At 53.0% G+C, this 16,416-nt stretch carries 15 protein-coding genes; 13 read left to right on the top strand and 2 right to left on the bottom strand.

From position 1 onward, the window contains the following. Window positions 1-103 precede the first annotated feature (103 nt). From ACYVIY_RS01135 to ACYVIY_RS01110, 6 genes are all read left to right on the top strand, one after another. A complete protein-coding gene (locus tag ACYVIY_RS01135) occupies window positions 104-1,756 on the top strand; it encodes a flavin-containing monooxygenase (RefSeq protein ID WP_460974402.1) in 1,653 nt (550 codons plus the stop codon). A gap of 53 nt (window positions 1,757-1,809) precedes the next feature. Continuing rightward, entirely contained in the window at window positions 1,810-3,210 is a 1,401-nt protein-coding gene (locus tag ACYVIY_RS01130) for a glycosyl hydrolase (protein ID WP_460974401.1), read from the top strand. Then, a complete protein-coding gene (locus ACYVIY_RS01125) occupies window positions 3,207-4,646 on the top strand; it encodes an oxidoreductase (RefSeq protein ID WP_460974400.1) in 1,440 nt (479 codons plus the stop codon). The genes ACYVIY_RS01130 and ACYVIY_RS01125 overlap by 4 nt, the downstream gene beginning before the upstream one ends. Window positions 4,647-4,689: 43 nt before the next feature. Further along, window positions 4,690-5,466: a 3-ketoacyl-ACP reductase gene (locus tag ACYVIY_RS01120; RefSeq protein ID WP_460974398.1), complete on the top strand. Its 777-nt coding sequence runs from the start codon at window positions 4,690-4,692 to the stop codon at window positions 5,464-5,466. A 66-nt stretch (window positions 5,467-5,532) separates the two neighbouring features. After that, window positions 5,533-6,837, top strand: coding sequence for a Gfo/Idh/MocA family oxidoreductase (locus ACYVIY_RS01115; RefSeq protein ID WP_460974397.1), 1,305 nt, complete (start codon window positions 5,533-5,535; stop codon window positions 6,835-6,837). Between the two features lie 65 nt (window positions 6,838-6,902). Beyond that, window positions 6,903-8,150, top strand: coding sequence for an MFS transporter (locus ACYVIY_RS01110; RefSeq protein WP_460974396.1), 1,248 nt, complete (start codon window positions 6,903-6,905; stop codon window positions 8,148-8,150). A 134-nt stretch (window positions 8,151-8,284) separates the two neighbouring features. Here the strand turns inward: ACYVIY_RS01110 and ACYVIY_RS01105 are convergent, their stop codons facing one another. Further along, a complete protein-coding gene (locus tag ACYVIY_RS01105; RefSeq protein WP_460974395.1) occupies window positions 8,285-9,172 on the bottom strand; it encodes a helix-turn-helix domain-containing protein in 888 nt (295 codons plus the stop codon). Between the two features lie 158 nt (window positions 9,173-9,330). On the opposite strand from ACYVIY_RS01105, the gene ACYVIY_RS01100 reads away from it, so the two are divergent. The 7 genes from ACYVIY_RS01100 (at window position 9,331) to ACYVIY_RS01070 (ending at window position 15,488) form a co-directional block, all read left to right on the top strand. After that, the gene (locus ACYVIY_RS01100) at window positions 9,331-9,810 is read left to right on the top strand and encodes a cyclophilin-like fold protein (protein ID WP_460974394.1); all 480 of its coding nucleotides are present in this window, start codon (window positions 9,331-9,333) and stop codon (window positions 9,808-9,810) included. A 55-nt stretch (window positions 9,811-9,865) separates the two neighbouring features. Beyond that, window positions 9,866-10,501 (top strand): (2Fe-2S)-binding protein, encoded by a 636-nt coding sequence (locus tag ACYVIY_RS01095; RefSeq protein ID WP_460974393.1) that lies wholly within the window; start codon window positions 9,866-9,868, stop codon window positions 10,499-10,501. Beyond that, window positions 10,498-11,517, top strand: a complete 1,020-nt coding sequence (locus ACYVIY_RS01090; protein WP_460974392.1) for an FAD binding domain-containing protein — start codon at window positions 10,498-10,500, stop codon at window positions 11,515-11,517. Before ACYVIY_RS01095 ends, ACYVIY_RS01090 begins: the two co-directional genes overlap by 4 nt. A 2-nt stretch (window positions 11,518-11,519) precedes the next feature. Further along, the gene (locus tag ACYVIY_RS01085) at window positions 11,520-13,760 is read left to right on the top strand and encodes a xanthine dehydrogenase family protein molybdopterin-binding subunit (RefSeq protein ID WP_460974391.1); all 2,241 of its coding nucleotides are present in this window, start codon (window positions 11,520-11,522) and stop codon (window positions 13,758-13,760) included. Between the two features lie 155 nt (window positions 13,761-13,915). Then, window positions 13,916-14,311: a (R)-mandelonitrile lyase gene (locus tag ACYVIY_RS01080; protein ID WP_460974390.1), complete on the top strand. Its 396-nt coding sequence runs from the start codon at window positions 13,916-13,918 to the stop codon at window positions 14,309-14,311. 33 nt (window positions 14,312-14,344) lie between these two features. After that, window positions 14,345-14,920, top strand: a complete 576-nt coding sequence (locus ACYVIY_RS01075) for a sugar O-acetyltransferase (RefSeq protein ID WP_460974389.1) — start codon at window positions 14,345-14,347, stop codon at window positions 14,918-14,920. 31 nt (window positions 14,921-14,951) lie between these two features. Beyond that, window positions 14,952-15,488 (top strand): (R)-mandelonitrile lyase, encoded by a 537-nt coding sequence (locus tag ACYVIY_RS01070; protein ID WP_460974388.1) that lies wholly within the window; start codon window positions 14,952-14,954, stop codon window positions 15,486-15,488. A gap of 167 nt (window positions 15,489-15,655) precedes the next feature. On the opposite strand, the gene ACYVIY_RS01065 is transcribed toward ACYVIY_RS01070, so the two are convergent. Next, complete coding sequence (locus tag ACYVIY_RS01065; RefSeq protein ID WP_460974387.1) at window positions 15,656-16,408, bottom strand: LytR/AlgR family response regulator transcription factor; 753 nt, start codon at window positions 16,406-16,408, stop codon at window positions 15,656-15,658. Window positions 16,409-16,416 lie beyond the last annotated feature (8 nt).

Below are 16,416 nucleotides of genomic sequence, written 5' to 3'. Positions count from 1 at the left end.
TAATAAGGCAGGCCTTTGCCCTTAAAAATACAAACAAGTTGGTATGGAAATGCCCCTCCTCAATCCGCCAACTTTGTCCCATCAGTCAACCATCGCAAAAGCTATGAAAACGCTCCAGTTCAACCAACTTTCAGCTCCATCCGTGAAAACTTCTTCGGCCGTACTGCCTGAACGGCAGTGGGCGATTGATCCACACCAACCCACCCGCACCAAAGACCATGACCGTAAAAAACTGGTTGGCATTATTGGTGCCGGGGTGAGCGGCCTGGTAACCGCTAAAACCATGCGCGAGCACGGTTTCGACGTCATCGTCTTTGAAAAAGAAGCGGAGTTGGGCGGTGTCTGGACGTCTACCCGTCGGTATCCGAACGTAACAACCCAAAACACGCGTGATACGTATACGTTTTCCGATTTCCCGATGCCTAAACACTATCCGGAATGGCCGTCGGGACAACATGTGCAGGAATACCTCACGGGCTACGCCCACCAGTTCGGCATCCTTCCCTACATCCGTTTCAACACGAAGGTTGAACAAGCGGAACCGATTGAGCAGGGAACCGGTGGCTGGGTGCTTTGTATCACAGCAAATGGACACTCAACAGAGATACAGGTTGACTTCCTGGTCGTATGCAATGGAGTGTTCAGCGAACCGAACATGCCGCAGATTCAGGGACAGAACCAGTTCAACGGTCAGATACTACACAGCACCCAGTTCCGGCAGGAGCACCTCGAGGCCGCCAGAACCCAGAAAGTAGCCGTGGTCGGCTTTGCTAAATCCGCCCACGATATTCTATCCCAGGTCAGTAATGTCTCCGAAAATCCGGTCTGCATTTATCGGGAAGCCAAGTGGAAAATGCCCCGTATTTTCTGGGGACTTAACTTTAAATACCTGTTGCTTCACCGCTTTGGCGAATCGCTGTTTCCGTATCGGTTCCTGTACGGCATCCACAAGTTTCTGCACGGGCCGCTGGGCAAACCCGTAACCAACGTACTGGTAAAAACCATTGGTAAGCTGGTAGCCGCTCAGCTAAAACTCAAAAAAAGCGGTCTGCTACCCGACAAACCATTCGACAGTATTGCCAACTGCTCCATCGGACTTACTTCTGATAACTTTTATGAACGGGCCGCAAGCGGTGAAATTCAACTGGAGAAGGGCGAGATTACCCGCTTCGAGGCCGATGGTGTTATGCTGACAACCGGCAAAAAAATAGCGGCTGACCTGGTTGTTTTTGCGACGGGTTTCCGGCAAACGGTTCCCTTCTTCAGCCAGACCATCAGCCGTCAGTTACGCAACCCGAAAGGCTGGTTCCAGCTCTACCGGAACGTACTGCCGATCGACGTACCGAATCTGGCGTTTGTGGGTTATAATCCATCTTTGTTTACGCCCTTCACCTCCGAGCTGGCAGCCCATTATTCCGCTCAATATTTCAAAAAGCAGCTTCGTTTGCCCAACACCGACGTAATGAAAGCAGAACTGGCTCAGCATCAGGAGTGGCTGTTAAAACGCGTCCCGCACGGTCACTCGTCGGGTACCTGCATCATTCCGTTCTCGTTCCACCACGCCGACGAGCTGATGCGCGATATGGGCCTGAAAACACGTCGGACAGCTAATCCGATCAAGGAGTTTATGGCCCCATTCAACCCCGGCATGTATAAAGGGCTTACTCAGGAGTTACAGGCTCTGGCCTCCTCGAATCAGGTCAGCAGTACGTCAGCTCTCGACAAAAAGCCAACTGTCGCCGACGTAATAGGTTAGTAACTTATGGGGGTGTTGTTCTTTAGTCGGTGGATTCCTTCTTTAACCGGCAAATGATTCAGATTAACAACGATCTTACCCCCACCGATTTTTCAGCAAAACTAGCTCAGTTCTGGACGCTTTCCGGGCAAAAAATACGTCTGATCGACGAGCAATACGACACGGACAAAGGCTCACCTGTTTTTACGGTTCAGGGAAAGTACACCACCCGCGGCTGGACGGAATGGACACAGGGCTTTCAGTATGGCTCGGCTATTCTCCAATACGACGCTACCGACGACGCGTATTTTCTGGATATGGGCCGCCAGAAAACGGTGGAGTTTATGGCTCCGCACGTTAGTCACATCGGCGTTCACGACCACGGATTCAACAATGTCAGTACCTACGGCAACCTGCTTCGACTCATGGTAGAAGGCAGGTTGCCGTTTAATGAGCCCGAACGAAATTTTTATGAGTTGGCCCTGAAAATATCGGGCGCAGTTCAGGCCAGCCGCTGGACTACGATCAAAGCTGGGCAGTCTGCCAGCGCAGGGTTCATTCACTCATTTAACGGAGCCCATTCACTATTTGTTGATACGATACGTTCGTGCCGGGCGCTGGTGCTTAGTCACAGCCTGGGTCACGTATTTCAGGCCGAAGGTGATGTAAAGATCAGCTTGCTTGAGCGGGCTATTCTGCACATGAAAGCCACGGCCGACTATTCCGTATTTTATGGGGAAGGCCGCGATACGTATGACATCTGGGGCCGCACCGCCCACGAATGCGTATTTAACGTCAAGGATGGCCAGTACCGCTGTCCGAATTCGCAGCAGGGGTATTCCGGATTTACAACCTGGACGCGTGGTCTGGCCTGGGCCATGTGCGGCTTCCCCGAAGAACTCGAATACCTGGCCACTCTTGACGACAGCGCGCTTGAGCCGCTGGGCGGACGCGCAGCCATCGAAGCCTTCATGCTCAAAGCGGCCCGCGCCACCTGCGATTTTTACATTGAGCATACGCCCATCAACGGCATCCCGTACTGGGACACCGGCGCACCCAACCTGTATAAACTGGGTGACTACCTCGACCGGGCCGCCGACCCGTATAATGACTACGAACCAGTAGATAGCACCGCAGCGGCCATTGGTGCCCAGGGCTTACTCCGGCTCGGCAACTACCTGACCCACAAAGGCGATACAGAAGCAGGGAGCCGCTATTGGCAGGCAGGTCTGACCGTATTGAACTCGCTGCTCGACGAGCCGTATCTGAGTACCGATCCAAATCACCAGGGCTTACTGCTGCACTCGATCTACCACCGCCCGAACGGCTGGGACTACGTACCGGAAGGCAGCAAGATTCCGTACGGCGAGTCGAGCATGTGGGGCGATTATCACATCCGCGAAGTGGCGCTGTACCTTCAGCGCATTGTCAATGCTCAACCTTACTACGCCTTCTTCAACTGCCTGCAACCATGAGTGCGAAAAATAAACCGAAGTATTCCCGCGTCGCTCAGTTAAAAACAGCCGATGATTTTCAATCTTACCTGGAAGCCAGCGGTGTCGAATTACCATTTGACGAAACGCTGTTACCACCCGACGAAAGCCCGTTCAATCGGCCTATCCCGCTTAAATCGGGTAAGGTCATCGGCAACAGCCTGTGCATTCTGCCCATGGAAGGCTGGGACGGTACACTCGATGGACGACCAACTGACCTGACACGTAACCGCTGGCGAAAATTTGCGGTCAGTGGGGCTAAGCTGCTGTTCGGCTGCGAAGCCGTAGCCGTTTGTCATTCGGGTAAGGCCAATCCGAATCAGCTGGTACTGAACGACGATACTTTTCCTGATTTTGTCCAGCTCCGCCAGCAGATTCTCGATCAGCATACCGAACAATTCGGACGTACCGACGACCTCGTCATTGGCTTACAGCTGACGCACTCGGGACGTTTTTGTAAGCCCCACAGCCACAAAGCGTTTGAATCAAAGATTCTATATAGCCACCCATTTCTGAACAAGCGCTTCGGGATGGAAGCGGATTACCCGACGCTTACCGATGACGAAATTGACCATATCATTGACCACTACGTTAAGGCGGCTGTGCTGGCGCAGAAAGCCGGGTTTGATTTTGTGGATGTCAAGCATTGCCACGGTTATCTTGGTCATGAGTTTCTGAGCGCCGTCAGCCGACCGGGTAAATACGGCGGTAGTTTTGAAAACCGGACCCGGTACCTGCGTAGCATCGTTGCTGGTATCCAGCAGGCAGCACCAGGCTTAGAAATGGGCATTCGTCTCAGTGCATTTGATTTTCTTCCCTTCAAAAAAGGCCCCGACGATGTCGGCATCCCTGAGTCTGCGGATCAATACCCGTTTGCCTTCGGTGGGCAGCCAAACGGATTGGGCATCGACCTGACCGAAACCAAAGCGATGCTCGAACTCGTCCAGTCGTTGGGCATTCAACTGGTCTGTATCACGGCGGGTAGTCCGTATTACAACCCCCACCTGACGCGTCCAGCCCTGTTTCCGCCTTCCGATGGGTACCTGCCCCCCGAAGAGCCATTCAAAGGCGTGAAACGCCATATCGACGTAACGTTTGAGCTAAAAAAAGCCTTTCCTAAGTTGGTAATTATTGGGTCGGGGTATTCTTACTTACAGGAATGGTTGCCGAACGTAGCGCAGTACGTATTGCGAACCGGCATGGCCGACAGTATAGGCTTCGGCCGGATGGTACTCTCCTACCCAGCCATGCCCGCTGATATGACCGCCGGTCGACCTCTCGTGCGTAACATGCTGTGCCGTACATTTTCGGACTGCACTACGGCCCCTCGCCATGGTATGGTTTCGGGCTGTTACCCCCTGGACCCGCACTACAAAAAGATGCCGGAAGCCGAACAGTTGAAAGCCGTAAAAGTATAGCGCAGTCCCATGCCAGTTAACGACCCAAAATGACACGAAGGAAATGACTATGAAGAAAGTAGCCTTCATAACCGGAGGCAGCCGGGGAATTGGATATGGCATTGCCGAACACCTGGCGAAAGCGGGGTTTGATCTGGCTATCAATGGGGTTCGTCCGGAAGAGGCTGCCCACGAGGCCCTCGATGGGCTGCGGGCGCTAGGCGCTGACGTCATCTACTGCTCCGGCGACGTAGCATCGACCCAAGCCAGGCTTGCTATGCTGGATAAGATTCGTTCGCATTTCGGACGGTTGAACGTATTAGTCAACAATGCGGGAGTAGCCCCCAAAGAACGGCGTGATATTCTGGAAGCGACCGAAGAAAGCTTTCAGCACGTATTGACCACCAATCTGCAAGGCGCTTATTTTCTGACTCAGGCGGCCGCCAACTGGATGATTCAGCAAAAGACAGGACAGCCGGATTTTACCGGCTGCATTATCAACGTATCGTCGATCTCCGCAACCGTAGCCTCCGTTAACCGGGGAGAATACTGCGTAGCGAAGGCGGGGCTAAGTATGGCCACGCAGCTGTTTGCGGCCCGGCTGGGTGAATACGATATTCCGGTGTATGAAGTCCGTCCGGGCATCATCCGCACTGATATGACCGCTGGCGTGACCAGTAAATACGACAAACTAATCGACGACGGCCTCTGCGTGCAAAAGCGGTGGGGCTTTCCCGAAGATGTAGGGAAAGCAGTAGCCTCGCTCGCCCGTGGCGATTTCCCGTATTCAACCGGGCAGGTCATAATGATTGACGGCGGCTTAACCTTACCCAGATTGTAAGTATAGCCCGTCCAGAATACCCTTTTCTATACCTGATACATCAGTTCCTAAACTCCATGACCCCGTATGAACGCTCAATCAGATTCCCGCAGGAAATTCCTTAAAACCGCGGCCACCGGCTCCCTGGCGGTGCTCGGTATGCCCATCATTATTCCGGCCCACGCTTTTGGGTCGAATGACCGCATCCGCGTGGCCGTAATTGGTGTCAATGGACGCGGCACCGATCACATCTCCGGTTTCTCGAAGCTGCCCAACGTAGAGGTCGCTACCTTGTGTGATGTGGATAAAAACATCCTGGCGAAGCGGGCGGGTGAGTTTGAGACGAAATACGGGCGAAAAGTGCAGATGATGGAAGACCTCCGCCAGGTGTACGACGACAAAAACATCGACGCGGTGAGTATTGCCACGCCGAATCACTGGCATTCGCTGGCAGCCATCTGGGCGTGTCAGGCGGGTAAAGATGTGTACGTCGAGAAACCGGGTTCGCACAACCTCCGCGAAGGGCGCAAGCTGGTGGAAGCGGCCACCAAATACAAGCGAATCGTACAGCATGGCGTACAGCTTCGCAGTTCAACGGCTATTCAGGAAGCCATCAAGCACCTGCGCGACGGCCTGATCGGCAAGGTGTATATGGCCCGGGGTATCGTGTATAAATGGCGGGCTGACATTGGCAATCAGGGGCCATCACCCGTACCCGACGGGTTAAACTGGGACCTCTGGCAAGGACCAGCCCAAACTCGTCAGTTCAGCAAAAACTACGTGCACTACAACTGGCACTGGTTCTGGGATTACGGCAATGGCGACATCGGCAATCAGGGCATCCACGAAACGGATTTGTGCATGTGGGGACTGGACGTAGGCCTGCCCGAAGAGATTACCTCGGCCGGCGGTAAGTACCTCTGGAAAGACAGCAAGGAAACGCCCGAAACCCTGATGTCGACCTATAATTACCCGAAGGAAGGAAAAGTGATTCAGTTTGAAGTTCGCCCGTGGATGACCAACCGGGAAGATGGCGTTGAGATTGGCAACTTCTTCTACGGCGATAAGGGGTACATGGTCGTCAATGGCTACAACGATTACAAAACCTTTCTGGGCAGAGAGCGAACACCCGGACCAGCCGGTCACGCCGGTGGCGATCACTACCTGAATTTTATCGAAGCGGTGCGGGCACGGGACAAATCGAAGCTGAATGGTCCGGTCGAAACGGCGCATCTGGCATCCGGCATTGCGCACCTGGGCAACATCGCGTACCGCCTGGGCCGCACGCTGAAGTTCGATCCTAAAAAGGAAGAATTCATCAGTGACTCGGAGGCCAACGCCATGCTGACCCGTAAATACCGCACGCCTTATACCGTACCCCAGCAAGTGTAAATTATACGTAGTGACTCGCCTGCCGATTAATTTAACCCTACATCCTTTCTTTTACGTCGAACAAAATGGTCGAACAACCCAAAACGGAGCAACGTAGTCTTGCCCAACAATTGTTGCAACTCCCGGTACTGGTGGCGGCATTGGGCTATCTGGTGGATATGTACGACCTCTTTCTGTTCAGCGTCGTGCGGGTACCCAGCCTGAAAGCCTTAGGCACCGTTCCCGACCGGTTGCTGCCCGATGGCATTATGCTCCTGAATATGCAGATGGCCGGGATGCTGGTAGGCGGTATTTTCTGGGGTGTACTGGGCGACAAGCGCGGGCGGCTGTCAGTCTTGTTCGGCTCCATTCTGATCTATTCCCTGGCGAATATTGGCAACGGCCTCATTACGTCACTAAACCAATACGCCATCCTGCGCTTTGTGGCCGGGGTTGGCCTGGCGGGCGAGCTAGGTGCCGGTGTTACGTTAGTAACCGAAGTATTACCGAAGAAAATTCGCGGCTACGGGACCACCATCGTCGCTACAATGGGGGTTTTGGGCGCGATTATGGCCTATTTCGTGGCCGATCTGTTCGAATGGCGTAACGCGTATTTTATCGGTGGAGGATTGGGCTTGTTACTCCTGTTACTACGTGTCAACGTGTTTGAATCGCGCATTTTCGAAACCGTAAAAGAACGCCAGGTCAAACGCGGGGATCTGATCATGCTGTTTTCCAACCGGGCCCGCTTTCTGAAATACCTGCAATGTATCCTGGTTGGCTTACCGATCTGGTTCGTAGTTGGCATTCTCATTACGTTCTCGCCGGAGTTTGGGCAGGCGATGGGACTCTCAGCGCCGGTTGTAGCGGGCAAGGCCGTTATGCTGTCGTTTACGGGTCAGGTGTTTGGCGACGTAGCCAGCGGCTTGCTTAGTCAACGGATTCAAAGCCGCAAGAAGGCCATCGGCAGCTTTATCGGGCTATCGCTGGTTTTTGTGCTGGTGTACCTGTTAGCCCCGTTGCGCGACATCGATACGTTCTATTTAGTCTGCATCTTCCTGGGCTTTGCCAATGGCTACTGGGCCTTATTTGTGACCATTGCGGCTGAGTTGTTCGGCACGAACCTTCGGGCAACTGTGGCCACAACGGTGCCGAACTTTGTACGAGGGGCTGTAATCCCGCTAACTTCGCTGTTTGTACTGGGAAAAGCCCAGGTGGGCGTTCTGTACAGTGCCTTGGGCGTTGGCCTGCTGACCGTAGCGCTGGCGCTCATCGCTCTACGATTCATGGAGGAAACCTTTAGCAAAGACCTGAACTACGTAGAAACCGAATAAACGAAAGCCCGACATGCAACAGGTGTTGGGGTTCGTTTGGGAAGCACTAGCAAAATCAATTATCTGGCTGATTTCCCGTGCGGTTTGATTTATCTCAACCAAAGGCTTTACTACGCTTATTCAATAGTCCTTTTTTAATTAAGCCCTCTGTATTCATTGGGCGAAACTCCCATCTTTTGTTTGAAGAATCGGGTGAAATGTTGCGGATACTTAAACCCCAGTTCGTAAGAAATCTGGCTGACCGATTTGCTGGTGTCGAAAATCCGTTCTTTGGCCAGGTTAATCAGGTGCATCTGAATATACTCCAGAGCCGATTTTCCGGTTTCTCGCTTAATCAAGTCGCCAAAGTAGTTCGGCGAAAGGTGCAACTGGTCAGCAAAGTAAGCTACCGTAGGCACACCATCCGTTTTGAGCCTGTCTCCGGCCAAATACCTGTTTAGCAGCAGCTCAAACTGCTCAACAATACCCTTATTGACGTGCTCGCGGGTGATAAACTGTCGGTCATAAAACCGTAAACAATACTTCAGCAGCAATTCCAGATTAGCCACAATCAACTTTTTACTGTGCTGATCAATATTCTGGCTAATCTCGGTGGCAATGTTCCCAAAGCAGGTATTTACAATGTCTCTTTCCCGATCTGAAAGATGCAAAGCCTCGCTGGATTGGTAGCTGAAGAACGAATACTCGTGGATATGCTTGCCCAGGCTCGTGCCCATAAGTAGGTCGGGATGGATGATAAGGGCTTTGCCATAGGGTTGATGCATTTCTCCTTCCGGTTCGTTGGTAATGACCTGCCCTGGCCCCAGAAAGACGACCGTGCCCTCGGCATAATCATAATACTTGTTACCGTACCGCAAATCGCCACAGTAGGTCTCTTTGATGATAACGGCATAAAACCCCATGGTGAACTTCATTCTTTCCAAAGGAGCCGATTTGTTCAAATCAACCAGGTTAATGAGCGGGTGCTGCGTCTGGTTATTGAACGTATCGCTGTACTTTTTGATGGTATCGTAGACAATCATCTGCTTCGCTTTTAGATCAAATTTACCCGCGAAACTTATAGGTCTCCTTGGCCCCTGTAAAACTGGTAAGTAAAACCGTAAAATGTATAAAAGTAAGTCTACAGGTACCCGGTAGCTTTGCAGCGTACGTACTGAACTACTAACTTAATCACCTGTAAATGAAGCCCATATTCCTATCGTTTTTCCTGCTTCTATCCATCGGCAGTACAGCCTGCAAAACAGATAATGGTATGGTTCCTACGCAGGGCGGTACAGCAACCAATACTAACAACGCTAATGATACCATGAGCAATCGGTTAATTCTGAGAATAGGGACCCGCACGTTTACAGCTACACTCCTCAATACCGCAACCGCCACTGCTTTCAAAGCGCGGCTACCAATGACTTTATCCATGAGGGAACTGAACCGCAATGAGAAGTTTGCGCAACTGCCTAACGAACTGCCCACGGACGCCCTAAACCCCGGTACGATTCAGGCGGGCGATTTAATGCTGTATGGCTCGAATACGCTGGTGCTGTTCTACGAAACGTTCCGAACCTCGTACAGCTATACAAAACTTGGGCGGATTGATAACCCATCGGGCCTCGCTGCCGCCCTGGGTGCTGGAAACATAACGGTGTCTTTTGGGATTGAGTAGTAAACGCGAATAGTGTCTGGCGAAAGTTGATCATCAACGTTAACAAACTTGCATTATGGACCAACCTGAACATTTCGGTGATGAAGTGGAATCATCTGATTCGTCCCGACGAAATTTTCTAAAGCAGTCATCCGCCCTGGCAGCTCTGGCGATGACGCCCCCAGCCGCCATTTCAGCCGTTGACAAAGGTCTCCACGAGAAAGTGGCCATAACCTTCGAACAAATGCCGCTCCGAGTCGAGATCAACGGAACAGTTCGCCAGTTGTCCATCGAGCCCCGCGTTACGTTGCTGGATCTGCTGCGCGAACAATTGCACTTGACCGGCACCAAGAAAGGCTGCGACCACGGCCAATGCGGTGCCTGTACAGTTCACGTCGACGGGCAGCGGGTCAACTCGTGCCTGACGTTGGCCATGACTACCGAAGGCTGCAAAGTCACGACCATTGAGGGACTGGCCAACGGAGACGAATTACATCCCATGCAGCAGGCGTTCATCAGCCACGATGGGTTTCAATGCGGGTACTGCACCCCCGGTCAGATTATGTCGGCGGTAGCCTGTATCCGGGAAGGTCACGCCAATACGCCCGATGAGGTCCGCGAGTACATGAGCGGCAACATCTGCCGGTGCGGAGCATACGCCAATATTGTCGATGCCATTATGGATGTAAAGAAAGGAGGAGTCAAGGTATGAATCCGTTTCAATTTACGCGGGTTACAACCCCCAAAGCCGCCATTTCTGCTATCACGAAAGAAAGCGGTACTTATTTTCTCGCCGGTGGCACCAACCTCATCGACCTGATGAAGCGGGAGGTAATTATTCCCGAAAAACTGGTCGACATCAATAAGCTCCCCCTGGCCACCATTGAAAAGACAGCGACTGGCCTACGGATTGGTGCAATGGCCAAAAACTCGGCAGTCGCCGATCACCAACTGGTCAAAACGCATTTTCCGCTTCTGTCGATGGCGTTGAACGCCGGAGCTTCGGCGCAGTTGCGAAATATGGCTACCATTGGGGGTAATATGATGCAGCGCACCCGTTGTTCATATTTTTATGATCCCTCGATGCCCTGTAACAAACGCAGTCCTGTGCAGGCCGGTCCCGACAAGGGGAAACCCAACGGGCCGACGGGCTGCGGAGCCATCGGCGGCTTCAACCGGATGCACGCCATTTTTGGCACCTCTGAAAAATGCATTGCCGTACATCCCAGCGATATGTGCATTGCGTTGGTAGCGCTCGATGCGACGGTGAACGTATCGGGGCCGAAGGGTGACCGTCAGATTCCGTTCAGCGAGTTTCACCGCTTGCCGGGCGATCTGCCGCAGAAAGACAATACGCTGCAACCCGGCGAACTGATCATGTCGATCGACCTGCCAACGAACCGATTCGCCGACAACTCATATTACCTTAAAGTGCGGGATCGGGCCTCCTATGCCTTTGCCCTCGTATCGGTGGGTGTAGGAGTAGATATGAAACGAAACACAATTCAGGGTGTCCGACTCGCAATGGGTGGAGTGGCGCACAAGCCCTGGCGACTCACCGAAGCCGAGGCTTTTCTACGCGGCAAAGAAGCCACAGAAGCCAACTTCAAACAGGCCGCCCTATTAGCTATGCAGGGAGCAAAAGGCTACGGCGAAAATGACTTTAAGCTCACGCTGGCTCCAAATTCAATCGTTGAAGCGCTGACAATCGCCACCAAAACCGCCTGATCATGACCAAAGACACGAAAAATCCGCCGATAGACCGGGTCGATGGGCGACTGAAAGTAACGGGCGGGGCTCAGTACTTCGCTGATTTTGAACTCCCTAAAATGGCCTATTGTGTCATCGTCGGCAGCGAAATTGCCAGGGGCACCATCACCAGCCTGGATACGAAAAAAGCGCAGGGAGCACCGGGTGTATTGGGCGTCTTTACGCATCAGAATATGCCGCCCATTCCAGGTTGGGACGCACCTGTTGGCGGGGAGGCTGACGGCCCTGCGCCCAAACCTAAGACCGAAGAAACCTACCGAATTCTGAGCAGCCCGAAGATTCTGTTTGATGGACAACCCATTGCTATCGTAGTGGCGGATACCTATGAGCGGGCTACCTACGCGGCTTCGCTCGTCAAAACTACTTACAGCAAACAAACGGCCCGCACGAACCTTCCTAAACACGTAGCGGAGGGTGTTGCACCCAAGGGGGCTGAAGGCGGTAATTATTCGCGGGGCAAAGCCGATGCTTATCAGACGGCCCCCGTTACGTTGGAGGCCAATTACACCATCCCTATTGAGGTACATAACCCAATGGAACTCCATGGCATTCTGGCCCACTGGACGGACGATAAGCAACTGATGATTTACGCGAAAACACAAGGCGTTAACGCGACGCAGCAAGCTATGGCGCAAGCGTTTAAGATTGACCCGAAGAACATCCATGTCCATACCGAATTTATGGGGGGAGGCTTTGGTATGGGGTTGCGTACCTGGCCGCAGGAAACAGCGGTCGTAGCCATTGCCAAGAAAATTGGCCGTCCTCTTAAGCTGGTGGTAAACCGTAGTCAGATGTTTACGCTGGTGGGACACCGCCCTTATACGGTGCAGACTATCCAGATGGGAGCCGACCAGAACGGCAAATTGGTGAGTATCGCCCATGCGGCCTCGGCCGAGACGGCGAGTTACGAGGACTTCACGGAAGCGACCGTCAACATGACCAAGTTCATGTATGATTGCCCTAACGTCAGCACTCGCTACCGCCTTGTCCGACTCGACCGCAGCGTGCCGATTTGGATGCGCGGCCCCGGCGAAGCCACCGGCGCTTTTGCGCTGGAATCAGCTATGGACGAAATGGCTCACAAGCTCAACCTCGACCCCATCGAGTTCCGCCTGCGCAACTACACCGAAACCGATCCTGAACACAACCGGCCTTATTCGAGCAAGCACCTGAAAGAAGCGTATCAGCGTGGAGCGGAAGCCATTGGCTGGAGCCAGCGCAAAAACGAACCGGGTAGCCAGCGTGAGGGCGACTGGCAAATTGGCTATGGCATGAGCACGGGCGTATTCAACGCTTTCCGGTGGGAGGCTAGTGCACGGGCCATACTGAAAGCTGATGGGTCACTGACGGTGCAGAGTGCCGTGACGGACATCGGTCCGGGAACAGGAACGGCCCTGACGATGATTGCCCACAACGTACTGGGTGTTTCCTTTGACAAGATCAACGTAGAATACGGCGATACTTCATTGCCCAAAGCGCCAACCCAGGGTGGCTCGGCCATTGTCTCAGCGGTTGGCTCGGCAGTATTCGATGCCTGCACGGCCATCAAACAGGCGCTGATCGAATTGGCCGTCAAAGACGGAGGGCCGTTAGCCGGTCGGCAGGCTGAAGAATTATCGCTGGCAGACGGTGTTCTTTCGGTCGAGAAGGAGCCGGGCAAAAAAGTAGTCGCGCGTGAGTTGATGCAGGCTAATAACCTGACGGTGATTGATAAAACCAAGGAGTCGAAGGGCGGGCCGCAGCAGGAAAAGTACTCGATGTATTCGTTTTCGGTGCATTTCGTACAGGTACGGGTCAACCCAATGACGGGCGTGGTTCGGGTCGCTAAAGCCGTGAGTGTAGCTGATTCGGGCCGGATTGTCAGCCCTAAAACGGCGGCTAGTCAGATGATCGGTGGGGTAACCGGTGGCATTGGTATGGCCCTGACCGAAGAGGCCATTATTGACCATCGATTTGGGCGGTTTGTCAACAACAACCTGGCCGATTACCACGTAGCGGTTCACGCCGACGTACCGGCCATCGAAACAATCATGATCGATAAACCCGACCCGATTATCAACCCGATGGGCGCGAAAGGCATGGGCGAAATTGCCCTGATCGGCTTCGCCGGTGCCGTCGCTAACGCGGTGTTCAACGCCACTGGTCAACGCATCCGAGAATTACCCATTATGCCAGATAAAGTAATGCAAAAGCTGGTTTAGAACCAGATCGGGCCTACTACCTTGGCGCTCATTCATGCAAGAATTGCGGCATTAGTAGTAGGCCTTGATGTGTAAGCGCTGGAGAAGACTTTCAGGCCAACGTAGCCATACGGCGTCGGCTAGACTTCAATCGTTCATCATACAATTGTCAAGATATGGAAATCACAAGGGTAGGTTCGCAACCCTCTGCTAAAGGACCGGAAGACTGGTTCACAGGACTCGTACGAATTGATGCATTATTTGCCGCAAATGACGCCAGGCGTGGAGCAGCCGCCAGTGTTACGTTTGAGCCGGGAGCACGTACTGCCTGGCATACGCACCCCCTCGGCCAGACACTGATTGTCACGGCCGGTTGCGGTTGGGCGCAACGCGAAGGCGGTTCGAGAGAAGAACTTCACCCTGGTGACGTCGTCTGGTTTGAGCCAGACGAAAAGCACTGGCACGGCGCTACCGCAACAACCGGCATGACGCACATTGCCATTCAGGAGAACTTCGACGGCAAAGTAGTGGACTGGCTGGAAAAAGTAAGTGATGATGACTACTCAAAATAAGAATGGCGCAGAAGATCACAAGCTGCGAAACCAATGACAGATCAATCAAATACGAAAGATATTTTTGAGCGGATGCGGGCCGGCGAACCGCTCCAAAAGGATGATCCTGACTATACCCAGTTCGCTGAAGTCGTTTCCCGGACCATTCGCTTATGCGTCGAAATGAACGCCACAGCCACGGACATAGACCTGGTCCGCGAGCGGTTGAGCGACATCATTGGAACGCCAATAGACGGGTCAACAACGGTGTTTCCGCCGTTTTACACCAACTTTGGCCGATTCATTAGCCTGGGCAAAAACATTTTTATCAACCACAACTGCTCGCTTCTGGACATTGGAGGCATCACGATTGAAGACGATGTGCAGATTGGTCCCAGCGTTAATCTTACGTCTGAGAATCATCCGCTCGACCCCGCCAACCGCAAGACCGTCCTGCCCAGAGCGATTGTCATCAGACGCAATGCCTGGATTGGCGCAGGAGCCACCATTCTGCCGGGCGTAACGGTGGGCGAAAACGCGATCGTGGCAGCTGGTGCGGTCGTAAGTCGGGACGTACCGCCGAATACGGTTGTGGCCGGAGTTCCTGCCAAGGTAGTAAAGACACTATGACTATAACGACAAGAAGACTAAACAAACCATCATGCAAAATTCAGTTGGTAATAGGACAGTATACTTTACCGGTCATTCGGTAGCCAATCCGCAGCTTACCGGCATGGCGCTCAACCTCCTGCTGATAGTAGTCGCCTTTCTGGCTTCTCCTCTTTCTGTATTTGGGCAGCATGCTAACGTAGTGACGAGTCCACAGGCCGCGACGCGGGGCCCTGCCGAAACGTTTACGGGCACCGTTTGGGTAACGAGCCTTGTTGCGAATGACTCTACCTTTACGACTGTAGCAGGCAGTGTAAAATTCGAGCCAGGAGCCCGGTCCCACTGGCATTCTCATCCGGCCGGGCAAATACTCATTGTCACGGATGGCGTTGGATACCATCAGATAAAGGGCGAACCCAAACAAATGATTCGGAAAGGCGAAGTGGTTAGATGTCCGCCTAATGTGATTCATTGGCACGGAGCCAGCCCTGGAAGTAGTATGACCCATACATACATACTGCCGAATACCGAAAAAGGCATCGTCAAGTGGTTACAGGCCGTTACGAACGCCGAATACAATACAAAGTAACCTCCACTGGATATCGGTTTAAGCCAGTTACAGCCAGGGTGTTTAAATCACGTTGACGCAGGAGCACACGGAATTATCTTCCCCTCTCTCCTTTTGCTGCTGTCCAAACCGATAATACCCGTTTTGTAATGAATCAGGCGGCTCAAGCTGGGCAGACCAATGCTGCACTATTCCATACTTACTTTCAGAAGCCGTCCAACGTCTTTGTGGTATAAGCGACCGATGGGCAGCTCCTGACCGGCAATGTCCAGGTGCGTGGGTGTATAGGCCGTTACTTTATCGACCGCCACAATAAACGACCGGTGAATACGCACAAAATCAGTCTCGGGCAACATCGCTTCCAGCGAGCTGATGCTTTGCTTGACCAGCAGCGGCTTCGTCGCTGTGGTAACAATCTTGACGTAATCTTTCAGGCTTTCCACGTAGAGAATATCACGGGTAAACACCTTGACCATCTTCCGTTCGGCCCGGAAATATAGGAACGTGTTTGTGGTCGGCTGCGCAGTCGACTTCTCAACCGGCGGAGTCGGTAACGAACCAAACGGGTTTCCACCTACCGCAATCGGATCAGCCTTCATCACTTTGGAAACCGCCCGCAAAAACCGCTCGAACGAGATAGGCTTCAGCAGGTAGTCGACTACATCAAGTTCGTAACCATCTACGGCATAATCACGATACGCCGTCGTGAAAATAACTTTGGGCGGCTGACGTAGACTGCGCAGGAAATCGGTACCCAGCAGCTTCGGCATTTTGATGTCCAGAAACATCAGATCCACTGGCGTTTCCTGCAACTGACTAAACGCCTGAACTGCGTTGGGGCATTTACCCACAACCTCCAGTCCGTCGATCATATCAATATACGACTCGATTACCTCCAGCGCGGGCGGTTCATCATCAACAAGCAGGCAACGTAGATGCATAACGTAAC

The sequence above is a fragment of the Spirosoma knui genome (genome assembly GCF_054780635.1).
The sequence above is the reverse complement of the archived record's forward strand: the minus strand, read 5'-3'. Positions and strand labels throughout refer to the sequence as shown.